General features: G+C 36.3%; 17 protein-coding genes. 5 read left to right on the top strand and 12 right to left on the bottom strand.

Annotated features, from left to right (window positions below; genetic code table 11):
* Window positions 1-284 precede the first annotated feature (284 nt).
* Window positions 285-665: a hypothetical protein gene (locus BN986_RS10920; protein WP_040979854.1), complete on the top strand. Its 381-nt coding sequence runs from the start codon at window positions 285-287 to the stop codon at window positions 663-665.
* A gap of 311 nt (window positions 666-976) precedes the next feature.
* Here BN986_RS10920 and lpdA read toward each other — a convergent pair whose 3' ends face one another.
* The 5 genes from lpdA to BN986_RS10895 all read right to left on the bottom strand — a co-directional run bounded on the left by lpdA (window position 977) and on the right by BN986_RS10895 (window position 7,147).
* On the bottom strand, window positions 977-2,383 hold the full coding sequence (gene lpdA, locus BN986_RS10915) for a dihydrolipoyl dehydrogenase (protein ID WP_040979852.1): 1,407 nt from the start codon (window positions 2,381-2,383) through the stop codon (window positions 977-979).
* Window positions 2,384-2,387: 4 nt separating this feature from the next.
* Complete coding sequence (locus tag BN986_RS10910; RefSeq protein WP_040979850.1) at window positions 2,388-3,662, bottom strand: dihydrolipoamide acetyltransferase family protein; 1,275 nt, start codon at window positions 3,660-3,662, stop codon at window positions 2,388-2,390.
* A 21-nt stretch (window positions 3,663-3,683) separates the two neighbouring features.
* Entirely contained in the window at window positions 3,684-4,661 is a 978-nt protein-coding gene (locus BN986_RS10905; protein ID WP_040979848.1) for an alpha-ketoacid dehydrogenase subunit beta, read from the bottom strand.
* A gap of 3 nt (window positions 4,662-4,664) precedes the next feature.
* Entirely contained in the window at window positions 4,665-5,747 is a 1,083-nt protein-coding gene (gene pdhA, locus BN986_RS10900; RefSeq protein WP_040979845.1) for a pyruvate dehydrogenase (acetyl-transferring) E1 component subunit alpha, read from the bottom strand.
* 716 nt (window positions 5,748-6,463) lie between these two features.
* Window positions 6,464-7,147, bottom strand: a complete 684-nt coding sequence (locus BN986_RS10895) for a YkyA family protein (protein ID WP_040979842.1) — start codon at window positions 7,145-7,147, stop codon at window positions 6,464-6,466.
* Between the two features lie 491 nt (window positions 7,148-7,638).
* Here BN986_RS10895 and def point away from each other — a divergent pair, with 491 nt between their 5' ends.
* The 4 genes from def to BN986_RS10875 all read left to right on the top strand — a co-directional run bounded on the left by def (window position 7,639) and on the right by BN986_RS10875 (window position 11,619).
* Window positions 7,639-8,190 (top strand): peptide deformylase, encoded by a 552-nt coding sequence (gene def, locus BN986_RS10890; RefSeq protein ID WP_040979840.1) that lies wholly within the window; start codon window positions 7,639-7,641, stop codon window positions 8,188-8,190.
* 608 nt (window positions 8,191-8,798) lie between these two features.
* Window positions 8,799-9,008 (top strand): DNA-dependent RNA polymerase subunit epsilon, encoded by a 210-nt coding sequence (locus BN986_RS10885; RefSeq protein WP_040979839.1) that lies wholly within the window; start codon window positions 8,799-8,801, stop codon window positions 9,006-9,008.
* A gap of 2 nt (window positions 9,009-9,010) precedes the next feature.
* A complete protein-coding gene (rnjA, locus tag BN986_RS10880; RefSeq protein ID WP_040979837.1) occupies window positions 9,011-10,678 on the top strand; it encodes a ribonuclease J1 in 1,668 nt (555 codons plus the stop codon).
* Window positions 10,679-10,995: 317 nt separating this feature from the next.
* Window positions 10,996-11,619, top strand: a complete 624-nt coding sequence (locus BN986_RS10875) for a methyltransferase (RefSeq protein WP_040979835.1) — start codon at window positions 10,996-10,998, stop codon at window positions 11,617-11,619.
* Between the two features lie 65 nt (window positions 11,620-11,684).
* On the opposite strand, the gene BN986_RS10870 is transcribed toward BN986_RS10875, so the two are convergent.
* From BN986_RS10870 to cbpB, 7 genes are all read right to left on the bottom strand, one after another.
* Window positions 11,685-12,347 carry a potassium channel family protein gene (locus tag BN986_RS10870; protein WP_040979833.1) on the bottom strand — a complete coding sequence of 221 codons (663 nt, stop codon included), beginning with the start codon at window positions 12,345-12,347 and terminating at the stop codon, window positions 11,685-11,687.
* Window positions 12,348-12,439: 92 nt separating this feature from the next.
* Window positions 12,440-14,170 carry an ABC transporter ATP-binding protein gene (locus BN986_RS10865; protein ID WP_392392282.1) on the bottom strand — a complete coding sequence of 577 codons (1,731 nt, stop codon included), beginning with the start codon at window positions 14,168-14,170 and terminating at the stop codon, window positions 12,440-12,442.
* A gap of 114 nt (window positions 14,171-14,284) precedes the next feature.
* Entirely contained in the window at window positions 14,285-16,033 is a 1,749-nt protein-coding gene (locus BN986_RS10860) for an ABC transporter ATP-binding protein (RefSeq protein WP_040979828.1), read from the bottom strand.
* Window positions 16,034-16,269: 236 nt separating this feature from the next.
* Entirely contained in the window at window positions 16,270-16,710 is a 441-nt protein-coding gene (locus BN986_RS10855) for a TlpA family protein disulfide reductase (RefSeq protein WP_040979826.1), read from the bottom strand.
* A 187-nt stretch (window positions 16,711-16,897) separates the two neighbouring features.
* On the bottom strand, window positions 16,898-18,016 hold the full coding sequence (locus BN986_RS10850; RefSeq protein ID WP_040979824.1) for an N-acetyldiaminopimelate deacetylase: 1,119 nt from the start codon (window positions 18,014-18,016) through the stop codon (window positions 16,898-16,900).
* Between the two features lie 15 nt (window positions 18,017-18,031).
* The gene (dapD, locus tag BN986_RS10845; protein ID WP_040979822.1) at window positions 18,032-18,748 is read right to left on the bottom strand and encodes a 2,3,4,5-tetrahydropyridine-2,6-dicarboxylate N-acetyltransferase; all 717 of its coding nucleotides are present in this window, start codon (window positions 18,746-18,748) and stop codon (window positions 18,032-18,034) included.
* Between the two features lie 221 nt (window positions 18,749-18,969).
* Entirely contained in the window at window positions 18,970-19,419 is a 450-nt protein-coding gene (gene cbpB / locus BN986_RS10840; RefSeq protein WP_040979820.1) for a cyclic-di-AMP-binding protein CbpB, read from the bottom strand.
* Window positions 19,420-19,868 lie beyond the last annotated feature (449 nt).

The following is a 19,868-nucleotide window of genomic DNA, read 5'->3' as shown; positions in this document are numbered from 1 at the left end:
ATAAAATGAAATAATGTTAATTTTGAATCGAAAAGCTCTCCTTAAGTATTATAAATTTTACTTAAGGAGAGCTTTTTCTATGCACTATTTTCGACATCAAAAACTATTTATCATTACTTTATTTTTAAAGTATTACACATTGCTACAAGCGCATGTTACTCTAATATCATTTTCTTTACTATTTTATAACATCTGCTAATTTTGTAATTTTATTTGTTAAGCTATATGTATCCTACGAAAATAAAAGAAATGCTTGTTTTATTTTCGGGAAGAGGTGACATAGAATGAAGAAATTCGGTATCATTCTACTATTTATTGCCTTCACCCCTATATTAAATAGCTGTCAGGCTGAAGAGGACATGCAAGTTATCGAATTCCAATTTACCGACTATCAGGTTATATATGTTCCTCCAGAGGAAGATAATGATAGCTATATGAATACATTTATTGATTTGAAGGCGAAATATCCAGAAGAGATTACTAGTCCAGAAAAGCGTATAATGGATAATCAAGACATGCCATCAGATTATACTTTAAATAATAATAGTATTTACTTACTTAAAGATGAAGCGGTTATTTATTCAATCGAAAATACCATGTCTCGCGGAGACCTTATGAAGACGTTGGACTCTATAGTAAGTACAGATAATCAAATTATATATTGACGGAATAAAAGCTCTCAGAATAGCTTTATTACATGATAAAAGGATGTCAGTTTTCTTCAAGTATTAACAGTAGAAAACTGACATCCTTTTATACAAATAAAGTGAAACTTACATCGTGTTGATCGGAACCAAACCGGCTGCTACTGGCTGCCCAATCTCCTACTTAGATATTTCGTGCCCTCTTCATTTCTTGAAGTGGGAGTCTTACAGCCAGCTATATTTTGATAAATGAGACTCTCTATATTCTTTTTTTAAAGTAAAAAAGACATGCCTGGAATTCATCCAGAGCATGTCTTTTTGTTTTAATGAAATTACATTGTGTGGATTGGAGTACCCAAACCAACTTCTGCTGCTTCCATTGTAATCTCACCTAATGTTGGGTGAGCATGAATAGTCAATGCGATATCTTCTGCTGTCATACCAGCTTCGATAGCCAGTCCGATTTCAGAAATCATATCACTCGCATTTGGACCTGCAATTTGTCCGCCAATAATCAGACCATCTTCTTTGCGGGTTACTAACTTCACAAAGCCTTCTGATGTATTTAACGATAATGCACGTCCATTTGCAGCAAATGGGAATTTCGATGCTTTCACATCATAGCCGGCATCTTTCGCAGCTTGTTCAGATAAACCTACTGTTGCTAATTCTGGCTCAGTAAATGCTACTGCCGGAATTGCGTTATAATCAATAGCTGCTTTTTCACCGCTGATTACTTCCGCTGCAATTTTAGCTTCATAAGATGCTTTATGGGCAAGAGCTGGACCAGGAACAATATCTCCGATTGCAAAGATGTTATTTACAGAAGTTCTTCCTTGATTATCAACTTTAATCAAGCCTTTGTCATCTTTTTCAACACCAATTTGCTCTAATCCAAGTTCTTCTGTATTTGGACGGCGACCAACCGTAACAAGTACGTAGTCTGCTTCAATTACTTCTTCTTTGCCATTTGCTTCATAAGTAACTTTTACGCCGTCTTTTGTTTCTTCTGCACCTTTAGCCATTGCTTCTGTAACAATTTTAGCGCCTTTTTTCTCCAAAGCTTTTTTAACAACTTGGGTCATTTGTTTTTCAAATCCGCCAAGAATATCTTTTGCGCCTTCTAAGAATGTTACCTCTGTACCAAAGTTTGCATAAGCTGTGCCAAGTTCTGTGCCAACATAACCAGAACCGATAACAACCAGTTTCTCAGGAACTTCAGACAAGGCTAATGCACCTGAAGAATCCAATACTCTTTCAGAGAATTTGAAAGAAGGAATTTCAATTGGTGAAGAACCAGTACCAAGAATACAGTTGTTAAATTTATACGTTTGAGAGCTTTTTTCATCAGCAACTTTTACTGTATGCTCATCTACGAAATAAGCTTCCCCTTTGACAATATCAACTTTATTTCCTTTTAATAGTCCTTGAACACCAGAAGTAAGTTTATTGACAACAGATCCTTTCCATTCTTGTACTTTAGAAAAGTCAAGACTTACATTTTCTGTTGTAATTCCTAAATCATCAGTGCCTTTTGCATTCTGATATTTGTGTCCTGCTTCGATTAGTGCTTTAGAAGGAATACATCCAACATTTAAGCATACACCGCCTAATGGCCCTTTATCTACAATTGTAACTTTTTGTCCCAGCTGTGCAGCGCGGATTGCAGCTACATAGCCTCCTGGACCAGCACCAACGACAAGTGTATCTACTTCTACCGGAAAATCTCCTACTACCATGAATTTACGCCTCCATCATAATTAATTGTGGGTCATTCAATAAACGTTTGATTTGGTTCAATGCATTTTGTGCAGTCGCACCATCAACGATACGGTGATCAAAGCTCAAGGATAATGCAAGAACCGGTGCTACGACGATTTCGCCATCGCGAACGATAGGTTTTTCTGCAATACGTCCAATTCCGAGAATAGCTGCTTCCGGATAGTTTAATACAGGAGTAAACCATTGACCGCCAGCAGAACCAATATTAGTAATCGTATTGGAAGCACCTTTCATTTCGTCTGGTTTCAGTTTACCATCTCTCGCTTTTACTGCCAATTCATTGATTTCACTGGAAATTTGGAAGATGGATTTTTTATCTGCATTTTTAACAACAGGAACAAGAAGTCCACGATCTGTATCTGCAGCAATTCCAACATTATAGTAGTGTTTTTCCGCAATTTCATCGGTTGAATCATCAATATAAGAGTTAAGAATCGGGAATTTCTTCGATGCAGAAATCAATGCTTTCACAACATATGGCAGATAAGTCAGCTTAATATCCTGCTCTGCTGCAACAGCTTTAAATTTCTTACGATGCGCTACTAAATCAGTTACGTCCACTTCATCCAATAAGGTAACATGGGGAGCTTTCGATTTAGAGTTAACCATTGAATTTGCAATGGCTTTACGCATTGCTGTCATTTTCTCACGAGTTTCCGGATACTCGCCTTGTGGAGCTGCTGCCTGAGCACCTTCAGAAGCCGCTGTTTCTTTTGTTTCTTCAGGTTCAGAAGAGGCTTCCTTCTGATCTCCGCTTAAGAAGCTTTCCACATCTTCTTTTGTAATACGTCCATTTTTGCCGGAACCTTGTACATCCTTAATATTCACATCGTTATCACGTGCGAATTTACGGACTGAAGGCATTGCAATAACACGTTTGTCATCATCGGATTCAGATGATTCATCAGACGCCTGTTCAGCAGTTTCTTCCGCTTTTTCTTCTTTAGACTCAGAAGAAGCATCCTCAGATTTCGTATCTTCCTCTTCATCATCATATCCTTCAGCATCAAATGAGATTAATGTATCACCTACAACTGCAACCTCGCCTTCTGCTACATGAATCTTCGTAACTGTTCCATCCACCTGAGACGGAATTTCAACGACGGATTTATCATTTTGAATTTCACAAAGGACATCGTCTTCTTTTACTTCGTCGCCTTCTTTAACGAACCATTTAACGAGCTCGCCTTCGTGAATTCCTTCACCTATATCAGGTAATTTAAAATTAAATGCCATGAGTTTGACCTCCTAAAAAATTTAGAAATTGATTACTTCGTTTGCTTTCTCAATAATGTCTTTATGGTCTGGTAACCAAACTTCTTCTGCATCAGAGAATGCATAAACTGTGTCTGGTGCAGTTACACGAAGAATAGGCGCTTCTAAATGTAAAATTGCTCTTTCTTGTACTTCAGAAATAACTTGTCCAGCGATACCAGCCTGACGCTGAGCTTCTTGAACAAATACGACACGGTTTGTTTTCTTAACAGATTCTAAAATAGTTTCATAATCAACCGGAGAAACAGTACGCAAGTCGATTACTTCTGCAGAAATACCGTCTTTCTCTAATTCTTCAGCTGCTTTTAATGAAGAGTGAACCATTGCTCCATAAGCAAGCAGTGTAACATCTGTACCTTCGCGTTTTACGTCAGCTTTTCCGATTTCAACAGTATAATCTTCTTCAGGAACTTCACCGCGGAAAGAACGGTATAACTTCATATGCTCTAAAAATACAACCGGATCGTTATCACGAATTGCAGAAATAAGCAGTCCTTTTGCTTCATACGGTGTAGAAGGAATAACTACCTTCATACCCGGCTGCTGTGCAATAAGACCTTCTAAAGAATCTGCGTGTAATTCAGGCGTGTGCACTCCGCCGCCAAATGGAGCACGAATAGTGACTGGTGCATTATAGTGACCGCCGGAACGGTAACGTAAACGAGCCATTTGACCATTGATGGAGTCCATTACTTCATAAACGAAGCCGAAAAACTGGATTTCTGGAACCGGACGAAATCCTTCCATTGCTAAACCAATAGCTAAGCCGCCAATTCCTGATTCAGCAAGCGGTGTATCAAATACACGATCTTCGCCGAATTCATCTTGAAGACCTTCCGTAGCACGGAAAACTCCGCCATTTTGTCCAACATCTTCACCAAAAACAAGCACGTTCTCATCATTTTTCAATTCCACGCGCATTGCATCAGTGATTGCTTGAATCATTGTCATTTGTGCCATGATTTATTTCGACTCCTTTGCTTCATAAATTTCTTTTTGCTCCTGTAAATTAGGTGGAAGCTCTTCGTACATATTATCAATTAAATCGGTAACTTTTTGTTTCGGCTGCTGTTCTGCTTGTTTAATTGCTTTTTTAATATCTTCTTTCGCTTCATCAATTACTTTGTTTTCTTCTTCTTCAGACCAGAGCTTTTTACCTTCAAGGTATTTACGGAAACGGACAAGTGGATCTTTTTGCTCCCACTCTTTATCCATATCTTCTGTACGGTAACGCGTTGGATCATCACCAGACATGGTATGTGGTCCAAAACGGTAAGTTAATGTTTCAATTAATGTTGGCCCTTCACCAGCAACTGCGCGTTCACGAGCAATTTTTGTCGCAGCATAAACTGCTAAAACGTCCATACCGTCTACTTGGATTCCTTCGATTCCAGCAGCAACAGCTTTTTGTGCTAATGTTTTTGCATTTGTTTGTTTTTCTACTGGAACAGAAATAGCAAAACGGTTATTTTGCACAACAAAAATAGCAGGAGCTTTAAATGCGCCAGCATTGTTTATTCCTTCGTAGAAATCACCTTGAGAAGTACCGCCGTCACCTGTATAAGTGATTGCTACATTCTTCTTGCCGCGTTTTTTCAAACCAAGTGCTACTCCAGCTGTTTGAACATACTGTGCACCAATAATGATTTGTGGGCTTAACGCTCTTAATTCATCTGGATATTGGTTTCCGTGAAAATGCCCTTTAGAGAATAAGAAAGCTTGATATAATGGAAGTCCTTGCCAAATTAGCTGTGGAACATCACGATATCCTGGTAAAATAAAATCGTCTTTCTCTAATGCAAATTGACTCCCTAATTGAGAAGCTTCTTGTCCAGCAGTTGGCGCATAAAAACCTAAACGTCCCTGACGATTAAGTGCAATGGAACGCTGATCAAGTATACGTGTGTATACCATACGTCTCATTAGCTCCTTCAATTCATCATCTGATAAATCAGGGAGATCATCTTTGTTTACAACTTTTCCATTTTCATCTAGAACTTGGAACATTTCGAATTGGTTTTCAATATTTTCAAGTACCTGTTTCAAAATGATTCACCTCTTCCTTTCTTATATCAAAATTAAGTATCCTTTTACTATTCTACCCTTAAACAATAAAAATTACATACAAATACCTTTTCCCTAATACAGAAATTTTTAATCTGTATTATTTTGTCACTACTGTTCTAAAAGGACGTGTAATAGAAAGTAATACAATTTTTATCTTCTATTATCTTAGCTCATTTTTTATTGAGGGTCAATCAGTTTGTTTCTTGAACATTAATATATTTCCTAAGGGCTGCCGCTTCCTGTTTCCATCAAATAAAAACTGTATTACTATATTAAAAAACTGTATCAATTTTGTATATGATACAGTATAAACATGAAGTCATTATTCATTTTAATATGTATGCCCTCATTCGCTCGTCCTTCACTCGTACAAGGATGTTCTGACTTTAATATTCCCACAAAAAGTACCAGATTTACTTGCTTATTAAAAATTTTGCGTCGAAAGTTCCAAGCGATGTGTTTTACAAGTGAATTTCCGACGTATTGTAGCAACGTTTAAGTCATCACAGTATATAAGAAGTTCTTAGCAGCAGACCATTTCACCTTGCCTCGCGTTTAATAACTTTTAGAACATCCTCTTTTATTTTTTCTTCATAACAAGATGATCTATCCTATATCTAATTATCTCCATATTAAAAGCTTCCATTGCTCATTATTTTAATAAATAATGAGCAATGGAAGCTTTTTACTATGATTTATTCTTCTGTTTCTGCATCTGGTTCATCTTCATAATTCACATTCAAATCAGATGCTTCATAAAATGCCCGTTTTGCTTCATTATAATCAGCCGTCAATTCATTAAACGCTGTATTTAATGAAATAATTGCTTCATAATTTTCATTTAAGGATTCTAAATGACTTGTTACCTCATCTTGTTCAAGCTCTTCCAACTGCAACATTTCATATAGTTCTTTTTCCTGGTCTACAGAAGTTTGATACGTATCATTTAAATCATAATAAGTTGTATACCGCTCTGTCATTATATCAAACATATTTTCTGCATCTTGTTGTACATTTTCATCTTCTAAATCAGAAATAATCGATTCTACCTGAGCAAATTCTTCTTCAGAGGATTCAATACTTTCTCTTTCTTCACCTAATTTTTCTTTCTTTTCTTCAACTACAGAAATTGCTTCTTGGGATAGTACTTGAATTTCATCAAAATGATCCATATCAAGGTCGACAATCTGGCTGAATATTTCTTGTTCTTGCTGTTCAAGCTCTTCAATTTCCTGTTGCAGTGTTTCATACCCTTCTTCCTGCTGAATTGCTTCTTCAAGATGATCATGTATTTGTTCTTCAGATGATTTACTGCTGCAAGCGGCAATTAAAAACAAAGAAGAAATAATAATTGCAAATAAATAACCCTTTTTTGACACAAAAAAACCTCCAATATGTATGTTTCTTTTTTACTTAGCATTCATTTCATTTCTTAAGCTATATACCTCTAAAATTGTAACATACTAAATGAGTGTCGGAAAAGAAAAATCGAAAAATACAACTATCCGTTTGCCATTTACTACCAAAAGATTAGACTTGATTTATTATCCTTATACAATTTTGTTATGACGAACAAGTCTCACCCTCATATCTAAATACTTTCCTAACTTAAAACAAAAGCTTTTACATCTCCCCCTTCTATTTTATAATATGTATATATCATATCATCGATTAAAATATGTGTTATGATAAGCAACAGGCTTATTTAACAAAAGTGAAACTGCACATAAGGGATTTGTTTTACTTTTAGAAAGTATAAAGAATTCGTGAAAAAAAGTATGAAGGACACGATGTCCCAGCACCTGAGCTGGTCACATAACATGACCATTCTTAGTCGATGGACGTAACTATATATAAAGGAGTCGTAAACATGATCACAATGAAAGATATTGTCAGAGAAGGCCACCCTTCTTTAACCAAAAAAGCAGCTGAAGTAGAGGTTCCCTTATCTGCAGACGATAAACAATTATTAGAAGATATGCTTCAATTCTTAAAAAACAGCCAAGATGATGAAATAGCTGAAACATATAATTTAAGAGCAGGAGTTGGCCTGGCCGCACCTCAGCTTGGCATTGAAAAACAATTGATTGCACTTCACTTTGAAGATAGTAAAGGAAAAAAATATAGCATGGGTTTAGCAAATCCTAAAATTATCAGCCACTCTGTAGAGCAAGCATACTTGCAAAGTGGAGAAGGCTGCTTATCTGTTGATCGCACTGTAGAAGGTTATGTTCCTAGACATGCACGTATTACATTAACAGCAACAGATATGAATGATAATCCCGTTAAATTACGTTTAAAAGAATATCCAGCAGTTGTATTTCAACATGAAATTGATCATTTACATGGTATTATGTTTTTTGATCGAATTAACCAAGACAATCCTTTTGCAATTCCGGATAATTCCATTGAAATTAGTTAATATACAGCTCCTTGAAAATTCTTTTCAAACCTGTATAAAATTACTGATTTAGACGATGATAAGAATAGTTTATGTGATCCGAGCTAGAGAATATTTTTTATATGGTAAGAAGTATATAATTTTCAAGAAAATTAACCCGACAATATTGGTAAGTGCAATCCTATAGAAGAATTTCCGTGTCATAAAAATCTTCAAGTGCCAAGTATAAGCGCAAAGAAGGCATCTTTATTCCTTTTCATAGCCTGGTTTGCCAAGTTTTCTTTTTTATTTATCGTTTTTTATTTAATTATTTCCAATTTCGTACTATACTATAGATAAGAGGATTGGACGGTAGAGGGTTAAATTTGCTTTTCTATATTATCGGAAGGAGAAGTGAGTCCTTATGCTGAAACGTCTTAAAGAGAAACTCAAAAAACGTTTAAAGGATTTACTGGGCAAAGAAGGACGTGTACCAACTACTAATAAAAATTAACCGCCAAACAATAATTAAAAAAAAGAAAAGCCATTTTTCAGGTGAGCTGACGGAAACTTACCTTTTATAACGGAATAAATGATATCTAAAATAACCCTAACTAGGATATAGTTTTTAATTTTAAAGGAGAGATGAAATGATTTTTAAGGTATTATATCAGGCATCAAGCAATGAAGTGCCTGTAAGAGAAAGAACGGAGAGCCTCTATGTAGAAGCTCAATCCATAAGAGAAGCAAGATCAAAAATAAGTGACCGCAACATTAACATTGAGTACATTCAAGTATTAGATGAGGCACATCTCGAATACGAAAAAAGTACTGGCAACTTCGAAGTGGAGAACGTATAACGATGAAGTTTGTAAAAAATGATCAAACTGCTGTATTTGCCCTTGGCGGACTTGGGGAAATCGGCAAAAATACGTATGCAGTTCAATTCCAGGATGAAATTATCCTTATCGATGCGGGAATTAAATTCCCGGAGGATGACCTTCTTGGTATTGATTATGTCATACCGGATTACACCTATCTTGTCCAAAATCAAGATAAAATTAAAGGTCTTTTTGTTACACATGGTCACGAAGATCATATTGGTGGAATTCCATTCTTATTAAAACAAATTAATGTGCCAATTTATGCTGGTAAATTAGCGATCGGTTTAATCCGTAATAAGCTTGAAGAACACGGCCTATTACGCAGTACCAAGCTAATTTCCATTCAAGAAGATGATATTATTAAATTCCGTAAAACTTCCGTTAGCTTTTTCCGTACGACACACAGTATTCCAGATTCATTTGGCGTTGTTGTAAAAACACCACCTGGAAATATTGTTCATACTGGTGATTTCAAATTTGATTTTACACCGGTCGGAGAACCTGCAAACCTTTCTAAAATGGCTCAAATTGGCGAAGAAGGAGTATTATGTCTTCTATCCGATAGTACAAATAGTGAAGTACCTGGTTTTACAATGTCAGAAAGCGTCGTTGGCGAAAGCATCCAAGATATATTTAGCCGCGTTGATGGCAGACTGATATTTGCTACATTTGCGTCTAATATCTATCGACTACAGCAAGTTGTTGAAGCAGCTGTTAAGCATAATCGTAAAGTAGCTGTCTTTGGAAGAAGTATGGAATCCGCTATCAATATTGGACTGGAGTTAGGCTATATTCAAGCTCCTAAGGACACGTTTATTGAAGGAAACCAAATTAATCGTCTTCCGGCAAATGAAGTGACGATCCTCTGTACTGGTTCACAAGGCGAATCGATGGCAGCACTTTCTCGAATTGCTAATGGAACACATCGTCAAATTCAGCTTATACCTGGGGATACCGTTGTATTTTCATCCTCACCTATCCCAGGAAATACGGTTAGCGTAAGTAAAACAATTAACAAGCTCTACCGTGCAGGTGCGGATGTGATTCATGGAAAACTGAGCAACATTCATACTTCTGGTCACGGCAGTCAAGAAGAACAAAAATTGATGCTGCGTTTAATCAAACCAAAATATTTTATGCCAATTCATGGCGAGTATCGCATGCTAAAAGAACATGTGAAATTAGCTGAATTATGTGGAGTAGAAGAAAATCACTCTTTTGTAATGGACAATGGAGATGTACTAGCACTTGGAAAAGAACAAGCTGCGATCGCTGGTAAAATCCCGTCTGGTTCCATCTATGTAGACGGAAGCGGCATTGGCGATATTGGAAATATTGTTCTTAGGGACCGCAGAATTCTTTCAGAAGAAGGCTTAGTAATTGTCGTTGTAAGTATTAATATGAAAGAATTTAAAATTGAAGCAGGTCCAGATATTATTTCGCGCGGCTTTGTTTATATGCGAGAATCCGAAGACCTTATCAATGATGCGCAAAAACTTGTTGCTAAGCATTTAGAAAAGGTCATGGAACGTCGCACAACGCAATGGTCAGAAATTAAAAACGAAATTACAGATACGATTGCCCCGTTCTTATATGAGAAGACAAAGCGTCGTCCAATGGTATTGCCAATTATTATGGAAATATAAATAATAATAAGCTCCATTCTCCTAACTGTGTGGAGAATGGAGCTTTTCTTTAATAGGAAGTTCAAAAAGTCCAATAAAAATGACACGGCGAATTTCTGCGTTGGCTTGCTTTTCCGGTACTCACGTATCTAAAAGCATAGAGGAACTTCTGTTAAGATCGTCCACGTCCTGTGGACAACACAGAAGTCATCACATCCTGTGAAAGTCCGTTCCTCAAAGCGGCACCGCCTTGAACTTCTTGGTCCTATTTATCAGACTTTTTGAACATGCACTTTAATAACTTTTACACTGCCGTCAATTTAGAAAGAGGTAAAAATATGAAGGACAAATATTATGATAAGCTGTTACATATTCATACCATGGAGGACAAGAAAACATCCTATCCTGAATCACATCATTACAATCCATACGAACCTACTCCATACAGTGCTCTGGAGAAATTAAGTAAAAACTATACTTTTGATAAACAAGCTACTGTCATTGATTTTGGATGTGGGAAGGGGCGTTTGCCATTTTACCTTCATTATTTTCAGCACATTTCTGTAACCGGTATTGAAATGGACGCTCATTTTTTTAGTAATGCCCAGCATAATTTACAATCCTATAAGCAATTAATAAATACAGATCAAAGTCAAGCTGAAATTCAATTTATTTATCTTCTGGCAGAAGAATATGAAATTACATCGAAAGATACTTGTTTTTACTTTTTTAACCCTTTTTCTATACATATTTTTAAGCGTATTGTCGCTAATATTCTTAAATCTGTCGAAGAGGCGCCAAGAGAAGTAGATATTATTCTTTATTATCCGCATAATACGTATATTCAATTTCTCGAATATTACAGCCCATTTGAATTATTACTGGAAATAAAACTAAAGGCTTACTGGCTAAATCCGGATGAACGGCTGCTTATCTACCGATTTGGTAACGAAATAATCTAAATTTATTGAATTGAAATAAAAGACCCTTTTCCACATCTGTTTTAAATGGAAGGGTCTTCTATTTTTCAATCAAAAATCAAAGCTTTTTCAAATCGGTTAATATCCTGATCTGCTCCAATGACAATAAGTACATCCCCTTCAACTAATGGCTCATCTGCTTCGGGAGAAACATCAATTTCTTCCCCTCTTTTTATTGCAACAATATTACATCCAAACTTTGCCCGAATATCCAATGTAATTAAATTCTTTCCAATTATTTTCTTGCTGACAATAACTTCCACCATACTGTACTCGTTGGAGAGTTCCAGATACTCTAAAATATTATTGGATATAAAGCTATGTGCTAATCGCTTTCCCATATCCCGTTCTGGATGGACGACATGATGAACACCAATTCGGTTAAGAATTTTCTCATGATAGTCATTCTGCGCTTTTACCGTGATTCTTCTTATATCTAAATCGGTTAATATAACTGCTGCTAAAATGCTTGCCTGAATATTTTCCCCAATAGCTACAATAACATGATCAAAGTTTGTAATGCCAATTTCCTTTAAAGCATCTTCATCCGTTGCATCCAGTACAACAGAATGATAAGCGATGTTTTTATATTCATTCACTTTCGTCTCATCCGAATCAATCGCCAGGACGTGCATTCCTTTTTCACTTAGTTCTTTACAAATGCTGCCGCCGAATCTGCCGAGACCAATTACTGCAAAATCTTTTTTCATCGTAAGGAACCTCCATTCTTTTGCCTTTATATATTAACACAAAAGAAAGAAGACGACAGTTTAAATTGCATCCGCCCTCTTCTATTTATATTCTACATAGCGTCTAGCATTGTAAATTGCGATTTTACAAGTTCATAATATTTCCCATGCTGCTGCATTAATTCTTGATGATTCCCATATTCTAAAACCTCTCCCTGTTCTAGAACATAGATACAATCAGCTTCTCGAATGGTAGATAACCGATGTGCAATAATAATCGAAGTTCTTCCTTTTAATAAACGTTTCAACGCCTTTTGAATCTTTACTTCAGATTCTGTATCAATGCTCGCTGTTGCTTCATCTAATATAATGATACTCGGATTTGCCAAAAGCGCCCTGGCAAAGGACAACAATTGTCTTTCTCCAGCAGATAAAATATTGCCTCGCTCTTCTACTTCTGTCTCATAACCATTGGCTAAACGGCTAATAAAACTGTCTGCTCCAACAACTTTTGCAGCTTCCTTTACTTCTTCATCGCTTGCTTCCGGCCTTCCAAAACGAATATTTTCCATAATTGTACCTGAAAAAATAAATGTATCTTGAAGAACTACACTGATTCGCTGCCTAAGGCTATCTAATGTCACATCTCTGAGATCATGCCCATCAACGCGTACCGCTCCAGATGTAGGATCATAAAAACGGCTAATTAAGTTAGCAATAGTAGACTTTCCGCTCCCTGTATGGCCAACTAAAGCAATTGTCTGCCCGGCCTCGATCTGCAAGGAAATTTTCTTTAAAGCTAATCGATCTGCTTTATAAGCAAACTCTACTTCATCAAATTCAATTTTACCGTCCATCTCTTCAAATTGATAACCGTCTTTCTTTTCGGCAACGTTAGGCTGTTCATCTAAAAATTCAAAAATACGCTCCGAGGAAGCCATTGCCATTAACAATTGATTATACATCTGCCCCAATCTGGAAATCGGTTCCCAGAACATACCTAAGAAAAAGGCAAAGGAAATAAATGTCCCTAACTCAATGGTTCCGTTTAAAATTAAATAAGAACCAAATGCAATTAATATAATTGTTCCAGCTGCATCACAGATATCTACAAGCGGTCTAAAAAAAGCACTTTTCTTAGCTGCATCCCGAAAGCTGTTAAAGAAACCTGTGTTTACGCCATCAAAAAATTCTGCATTCTCTTTTTCTTGAGAGAATGATTGCGTAATACGCATACCTTGAAGGCCTTCATTTAAATGCGAATTCATTCTGGATTGCTGCAGGCGGACTACTTGCCAGGATCGCCTTATTTTTCTTCTTAATGTAGTAGATATAATAAACATTAACGGAATAACAATAACAACAGCCAATGCTAGTGGCGGACTCATCACGAAAAGGATAATAATAATTCCGCTTAACATTAAAATATCCATTAATAGGTTAATAATTCCATTGGTAAATAGTTCTTGCAAAGAATTAATATCATTTAAAATCCGTACAAGGATCGATCCTGCTGAGCGATTATCGAAAAATCGGTGGGATAATCTCTGAACATGGGAAAACAGCTTTTGTCTTAAATCATAAATAACATTTTGTCCCAATATATTTACCCACTTGATCCGAAAGCGATTGGCAATGAAACTGAGGATATAGAGAATAGCAATCCCCACAACAAGATAGATTAAAAGGTTGCCATCATTTTGTGCAATGGCTATATCTACAGCTACCTTACCTATCAAAATCGGAATCGCTAATCGGACAGCTGTGGCAATAACCATCGCGATAATGGCACCAGGCAAATATGTTTTGGAGTAAGGCTTTAAAAACTGAAGTAATCTCCACATCTGCTCCCAGTTAAACGGTTTTTCAATTGCCTGATCAGTCGTATAATGAAATCGTTCCAGGTGATTGCTTTGCTTTTTAGGTTCTTTAGTTCTTGCCAAGGTTCCCACCTCCTTTTAATTGACCACACTCATAATCTCTTCGCGGTCTTGATATTGAATATTATAAATACGTTCATAAGGTCCTTTGTTTTTTAATAAGAAATCATGCGTACCCCGTTCAATAATTTCCCCGTCCTCCAGAACTAAGATTTCATCCGCATGCTTTAAAGAGGATATGCGGTGCGCAATGATAAAAGAGGTTCTATTCTTCATCACTTCCCGTAAAGCCTTTTGAATCTTATGCTCTGTCTGCATATCGACAGCAGATGTTGCATCATCTAAAATGAGAATGCTGGGATCGATACAAATAGCTCTTGCTATTGCTATACGCTGCTTCTGTCCACCGGATAACCCCATTCCCCTTTCTCCAAGAAGCGTGTCATAAGCCTCTGGTAATTCCATAATAAAGTCATGTGCTTGAGCCATTTTTGCTGCTGCTACAATATCTTCTTCATCTACCCCTGGTGTACCGTAAGAAATATTTTCTTTAATTGTTGTTGAAAATAGGAATGGCTCCTGCAGAACAAAACCAATTTGACTGCGAAGACTTTTCAGCTTATAGTCGGAAACAGGACGCCCATCAATCAGTACCTCTCCTTCTTCCGGCTCATAAAATCGTGTAAGCAACTGAGTAATACTTGTTTTCCCAGATCCGGTTGCACCGATTAAACCAATTGTTTTGCCCGGTGGAGCATCGAAGCTAACATCCTTTAATGCTTCATCGTCTTCTTCAATATACGTTAACGTCACATCCTTGAATGTTACATGACCTTGAATCGGTGTATCGATAGCATCCGGCTTTTCTTCAATGTCTTCATGCGCTTCCAAAATTTCTAATAACCGCTCTCCAGACGCTTTTGCTTGGGAAAATTGATTAATGATAAATCCTAAGTTCATAAGTGGTCCCATAATAAACCAGACTAGACTGAAAAAGGCCATCAATTGTCCAGTTGTCATGGAACCATTTATAACAAAAAAGCCACCAAATGCTAATAAAACAACTGCACTAACATTCCCTATAAATTCCATTACTGGAAAATACTTAGCCCATAAACCTGACGTAAATAAATATTTTCTGCGATAGTTATCATTGCTCTCAGAAAATCTACTAATTTCAAAATCTTCTCTTGATAACGATTTAACAGTGTTCATTCCACTTATATTCTCTTGTACCCTTGTATTTAGTCTCCCGAAGGAACGTCTTATATTTCGAAAGGCCGGGTGAACCTGTTTATCAAATTTATAAACAACAAATGCAAGAAATGGCATGGCAGCCATTGTTATAAGTGCAAGAGGAATAGAATAATAAAACATAACGGAAATACTTATCAAGATGAGAGAAACAACACGAATTAATTCAGCAAAACCTACAGAGAGAAAGAAACGAAAACCTTCTACATCTGCAGTCAACCGGGACATAATATCTCCTGTTTTTGCATTGTCATAATACTTAAATGCAAGTGATTGTAGCTTATCATATAATGATTCTCTCAACTTATATACAGCAGTCATCCCAAACAAGTCACCTAGATATTGAAAGAAAAAGGTAGATACCCCTTTAATCATCATTAATCCTAAGAACACACCACAAATATATGGGATCAAGCCATACCTTTGTTTGGCAACTACTTCATCAATTGTAATTTGAAGCATGATTGGATAAACAACTGTAATCACTGTCACAATAAGCATAGAAATAATTGACCAAATAAAGAACTTCTTATAAGGCCAATAAAAACGTTTTAATTTTTTGAAAACATCCAAAACTTATTCCTCCTTTCACTAATCCGTAATAACTAATATAACGGTTTCCGAAATAAATTTCTACTGTTTTGTGAAATTTTTTTGAAAATTTTTTATAAAATTAATTTGTATATATACAAGTGTATTTTTTATATGGTTAGTACCGCTTAAATGACTGCTTTCATTCTACTGATTTTTATTTTTTCTTTAATAAACAAACAAAAACTCCATCCTATAAAGAATAGAGTGTCTATCGTTTATTTTGTATTTATTAATCGTCTCAAACGCTGTTCGATCAAATTTGTAGAATTTTTCCCAATTTGCTTAAACCGAAGCTTTTCTTGTTTATCAAATAAATATAGTGCAGGTACATAACGAAATTGAAATATATTAGTCAAGTGATCCTCCACATCATCTAAGTAAACACCCTCAATATGTAACTGATTTAATTTATTTTTTATTACTGACAAACTCACTTGCTCTCCTTCTAAATGTGTATGAATTAAAATTGGGATCACTTTTTTTGATTTAATTTCCGGTATAGCGTCTAGTTTTCGCAAAAAATAACCGCAAGACGAGCAGCTTACTGACCAAAAGATAACAAGGACTGGTTTTTCATTTGATAGCAGCAGGGACTGGTTACTCCCTTGCAAATGATTGGTTCTGGATAAATCAGGGAGTATATCATAAATCTGCATGAAGTCACTCCTTCGTATTTACTCTTTAACTGATATATGATAATGGAGGAAGAGATATGCATTTATTTTCATAATGCCGAAATGTTTTGTGAGATAGCTATTTAAAAAGATTACGACACTGCATAATAAAAAGACTTTCTCCGCAAAAAGGAAAAAGTCTTTTTATTGTATATCCTCATATCTACATTCAGTCAATTGACCGGATAAATGTTTCTACTGCTTCCACTCCTACCGAAAGCGCCTCTTCATTTGGAGCTAACTTGGCGTGATGAAGCCCGTATGGTGAATCAACTCCAAGCCAAAACATAAATCCTGGTATTTCTTTTAACATATCTCCAAAATCTTCTCCAGTCATCGCCGCAGAGGCTTGAACATATGTAATATCCGTATGTTGCAAGGAGTTTTTAAACTGATCTACATACTTTGTTTCATTGACTACCTGATAGTAATTCGATCCGTAATCCACATCTATCTGACAATCATAAGCTATCTCAAAACCTTTGATTAGCTTTTCCAATTCGTCTTTTACCAACACGATTGAAGAAGCTTCCGTTGTTCGAATCGTTCCTTCCAGACGAGCTGTTTCCGCAATGGCATTTTGAACAAATCCACTTTCCATTTTTCCAATCGTCACAACGGAACCATCTAACGGGTTTAGCCTTCTGGAAACAATTTGCTGCGCCTGCACGACAAAATTACTAGCTGCAACAGTCATATCTTTCGCCAAATGCGGATAAGCAGCATGTCCACCAAGACCTTTAAAATCAAGAAACAATTCGCTCGTATTTGCAAATAAAAGACCAGGTTTAGAAGATACCTTTCCAACTGGCAATTCTGGAGCAATATGCAAAGCAAAAATAGTGTCCGGTTTCCAGACAAGAAATTCATCAGATGCAATCATCGGTTTTGCACCGCCTGGCCCTTCTTCAGCCGGCTGAAAAATAAATAACACATCATCTTTTATCGGTTGTGTAATTATTTTTTCCATTGCTGCCAACGCGATGGTCATATGAAAATCGTGTCCACAAGCATGCATTTTCCCGGCATGCGTTGAAGCAAAATCAAAGCCTGTATCTTCCAAAATTGGCAGGCCGTCCATATCAGATCGGAATCCAATCCGCTGTGCTGGATTGGTTCCGGAGATATGTACTAAAATACCTGTGCGCCAAGTTTTCACTTCAACACGATCTGTCGCCATTTCTTGAATTTTTGCTAGAAGATAGCTTTGCGTTTTTTCTTCTTCAAAACCTAATTCCGGAATTTGATGCAATTCTCTGCGGACCGTTTGCAAATCAAATGCTGTCATATTGTTTCATCTGCCTTAATTATCTAATTTACGAAGCTCTTGTTTAATTTCTGTTTTCGTTTTTGTCTGTTCATCAATTTCTTTCAGAACACGTGCAGGCGTACCGCCGACTAATGTGTTTGGCTCTACATCTTTTGTTACAATCGATCCTGCTGCAACAATCGATCCTTTTCCAATTGTAATTCCTTCAAGCACAACCACATTCGCACCAATAACAACATCATCTTCTACAATTACTGGTTTAGCAGAAGGTGGCTCAATTACACCAGCTAATACTGTACCTGCACCAATATGACAGTTCTTTCCTACAGTTGCTCTCCCGCCAAGAACAGCATTCATATCAATCATCGTTCCTTCACCGATAACAGCACCAATATTAATAGACGCACCCATCATAATAACAACACCGTCTCCGATTTCTACTTGATCACGGATAATAGCGCCCGGCTCGATACGTGCATTGATATTTTTTAAATCCAGCATTGGAATTGCAGAATTACGACGATCATTTTCAACTACATAATCTTCAATAACAGATTCATTATCACTTAAGAATTGTTCTACTGTTTTCCACTCTCCAAATAATGTACCGCTTTTTGCATCAACAAATGCTTTAATTTCGTCTTGTTCAGGGAGCTTGTCTAAGTCTCCTTTTACATATACCTTGACAGGGGTACTTTTCTTACTATCAGAAATAAACTGTATAATTTCATTTGCGTCCATAACTACTATTCCTCCATTTTCTATAATCTCTTTCTTACTTTAGCAGACGCTCCCTTTATCGGCAACTGATATAATTAGAAAACTTACATTCTCTTTCCTTAACTCGGACAAGAATATGATGATTTTCACATTCTCACTGAAAAAGATCAACTAAAACATGTAAAATCCGAATGTAAAAAAAGTCTCCATGAAGCGAAAAACGGCAGTTCTTTCGCATATGGAGACTATACTTATTTTTTATATGCATTCATGTAAATATCTTTCTTTATTTGTTTCAATATTGCTCTTCTGGTCAAGATTCCATCAAAGTAACCATCTGCATCTACTAAACATATAAATGGGTGGTCAATAGACGCGTTTAATCCATCTAATAAACTATTTTCTCTTGTTAAGGTTGGTACATCACTGGCCATGGTATCCCTTACCCGAATTTCTGATAAGCGTTCCATTTCAAAGCTTTCTAACCCCAGTACTTCATTAAGAATGACTGTCTTGCCAATAATTCCAGCAAATTTATAGGTTGCATCAAGTACAGGTACTGCTGTATAGCCCGTTTTCATTAATACCAGCAATGCATGCTCTAAAGGATTATTAAGTTGAACATGCGCCACTTTCTCAGCAGGTATAAGGACTTCGCTAATTTTAATATCTGCCAATTGCTTATCTTGTGTTGCACTCACCTTATTTCCCCCCTTTTTTTGTATAAAAACTCTTATTGTAGTTCATTTGTGCTTTCTAACTTATTAAAAATACTGGAAAAATATACGGTTATACATCTTCTTTCAAAATGTTTCTCTGATAACTGCTTTATACCTTCTTTTTATATCTGCTTTAACCACTAGAACAATATGGCATGAATTGGAATTCCCAAATCATATGCCATACGTTTTTAACAATACATAATATTAGTTTAACATATTTTCACCATTCTCTCCCACTTATTGCATTAGCAGGTCCTTAAATTGGAAAAATATAGTTTTTTTCAAACAGTATCTATTCTTATTTTTGCGATAAATCATTGTTAACATTTGCTACGCGTTAAAGAAAATCCATACGTATCATTTACCCTCTTAGAACTCCATATCCTTTCCCAACGAGTTTTAAAAGCTTAGCTTGTCTGTGTTCAAAA

This window comes from Oceanobacillus jeddahensis (assembly GCF_000750635.1).
Classification (GTDB): domain Bacteria; phylum Bacillota; class Bacilli; order Bacillales; family Amphibacillaceae; genus Oceanobacillus; species Oceanobacillus jeddahense.
The sequence above is the reverse complement of the archived record's forward strand: the minus strand, read 5'-3'. Positions and strand labels throughout refer to the sequence as shown.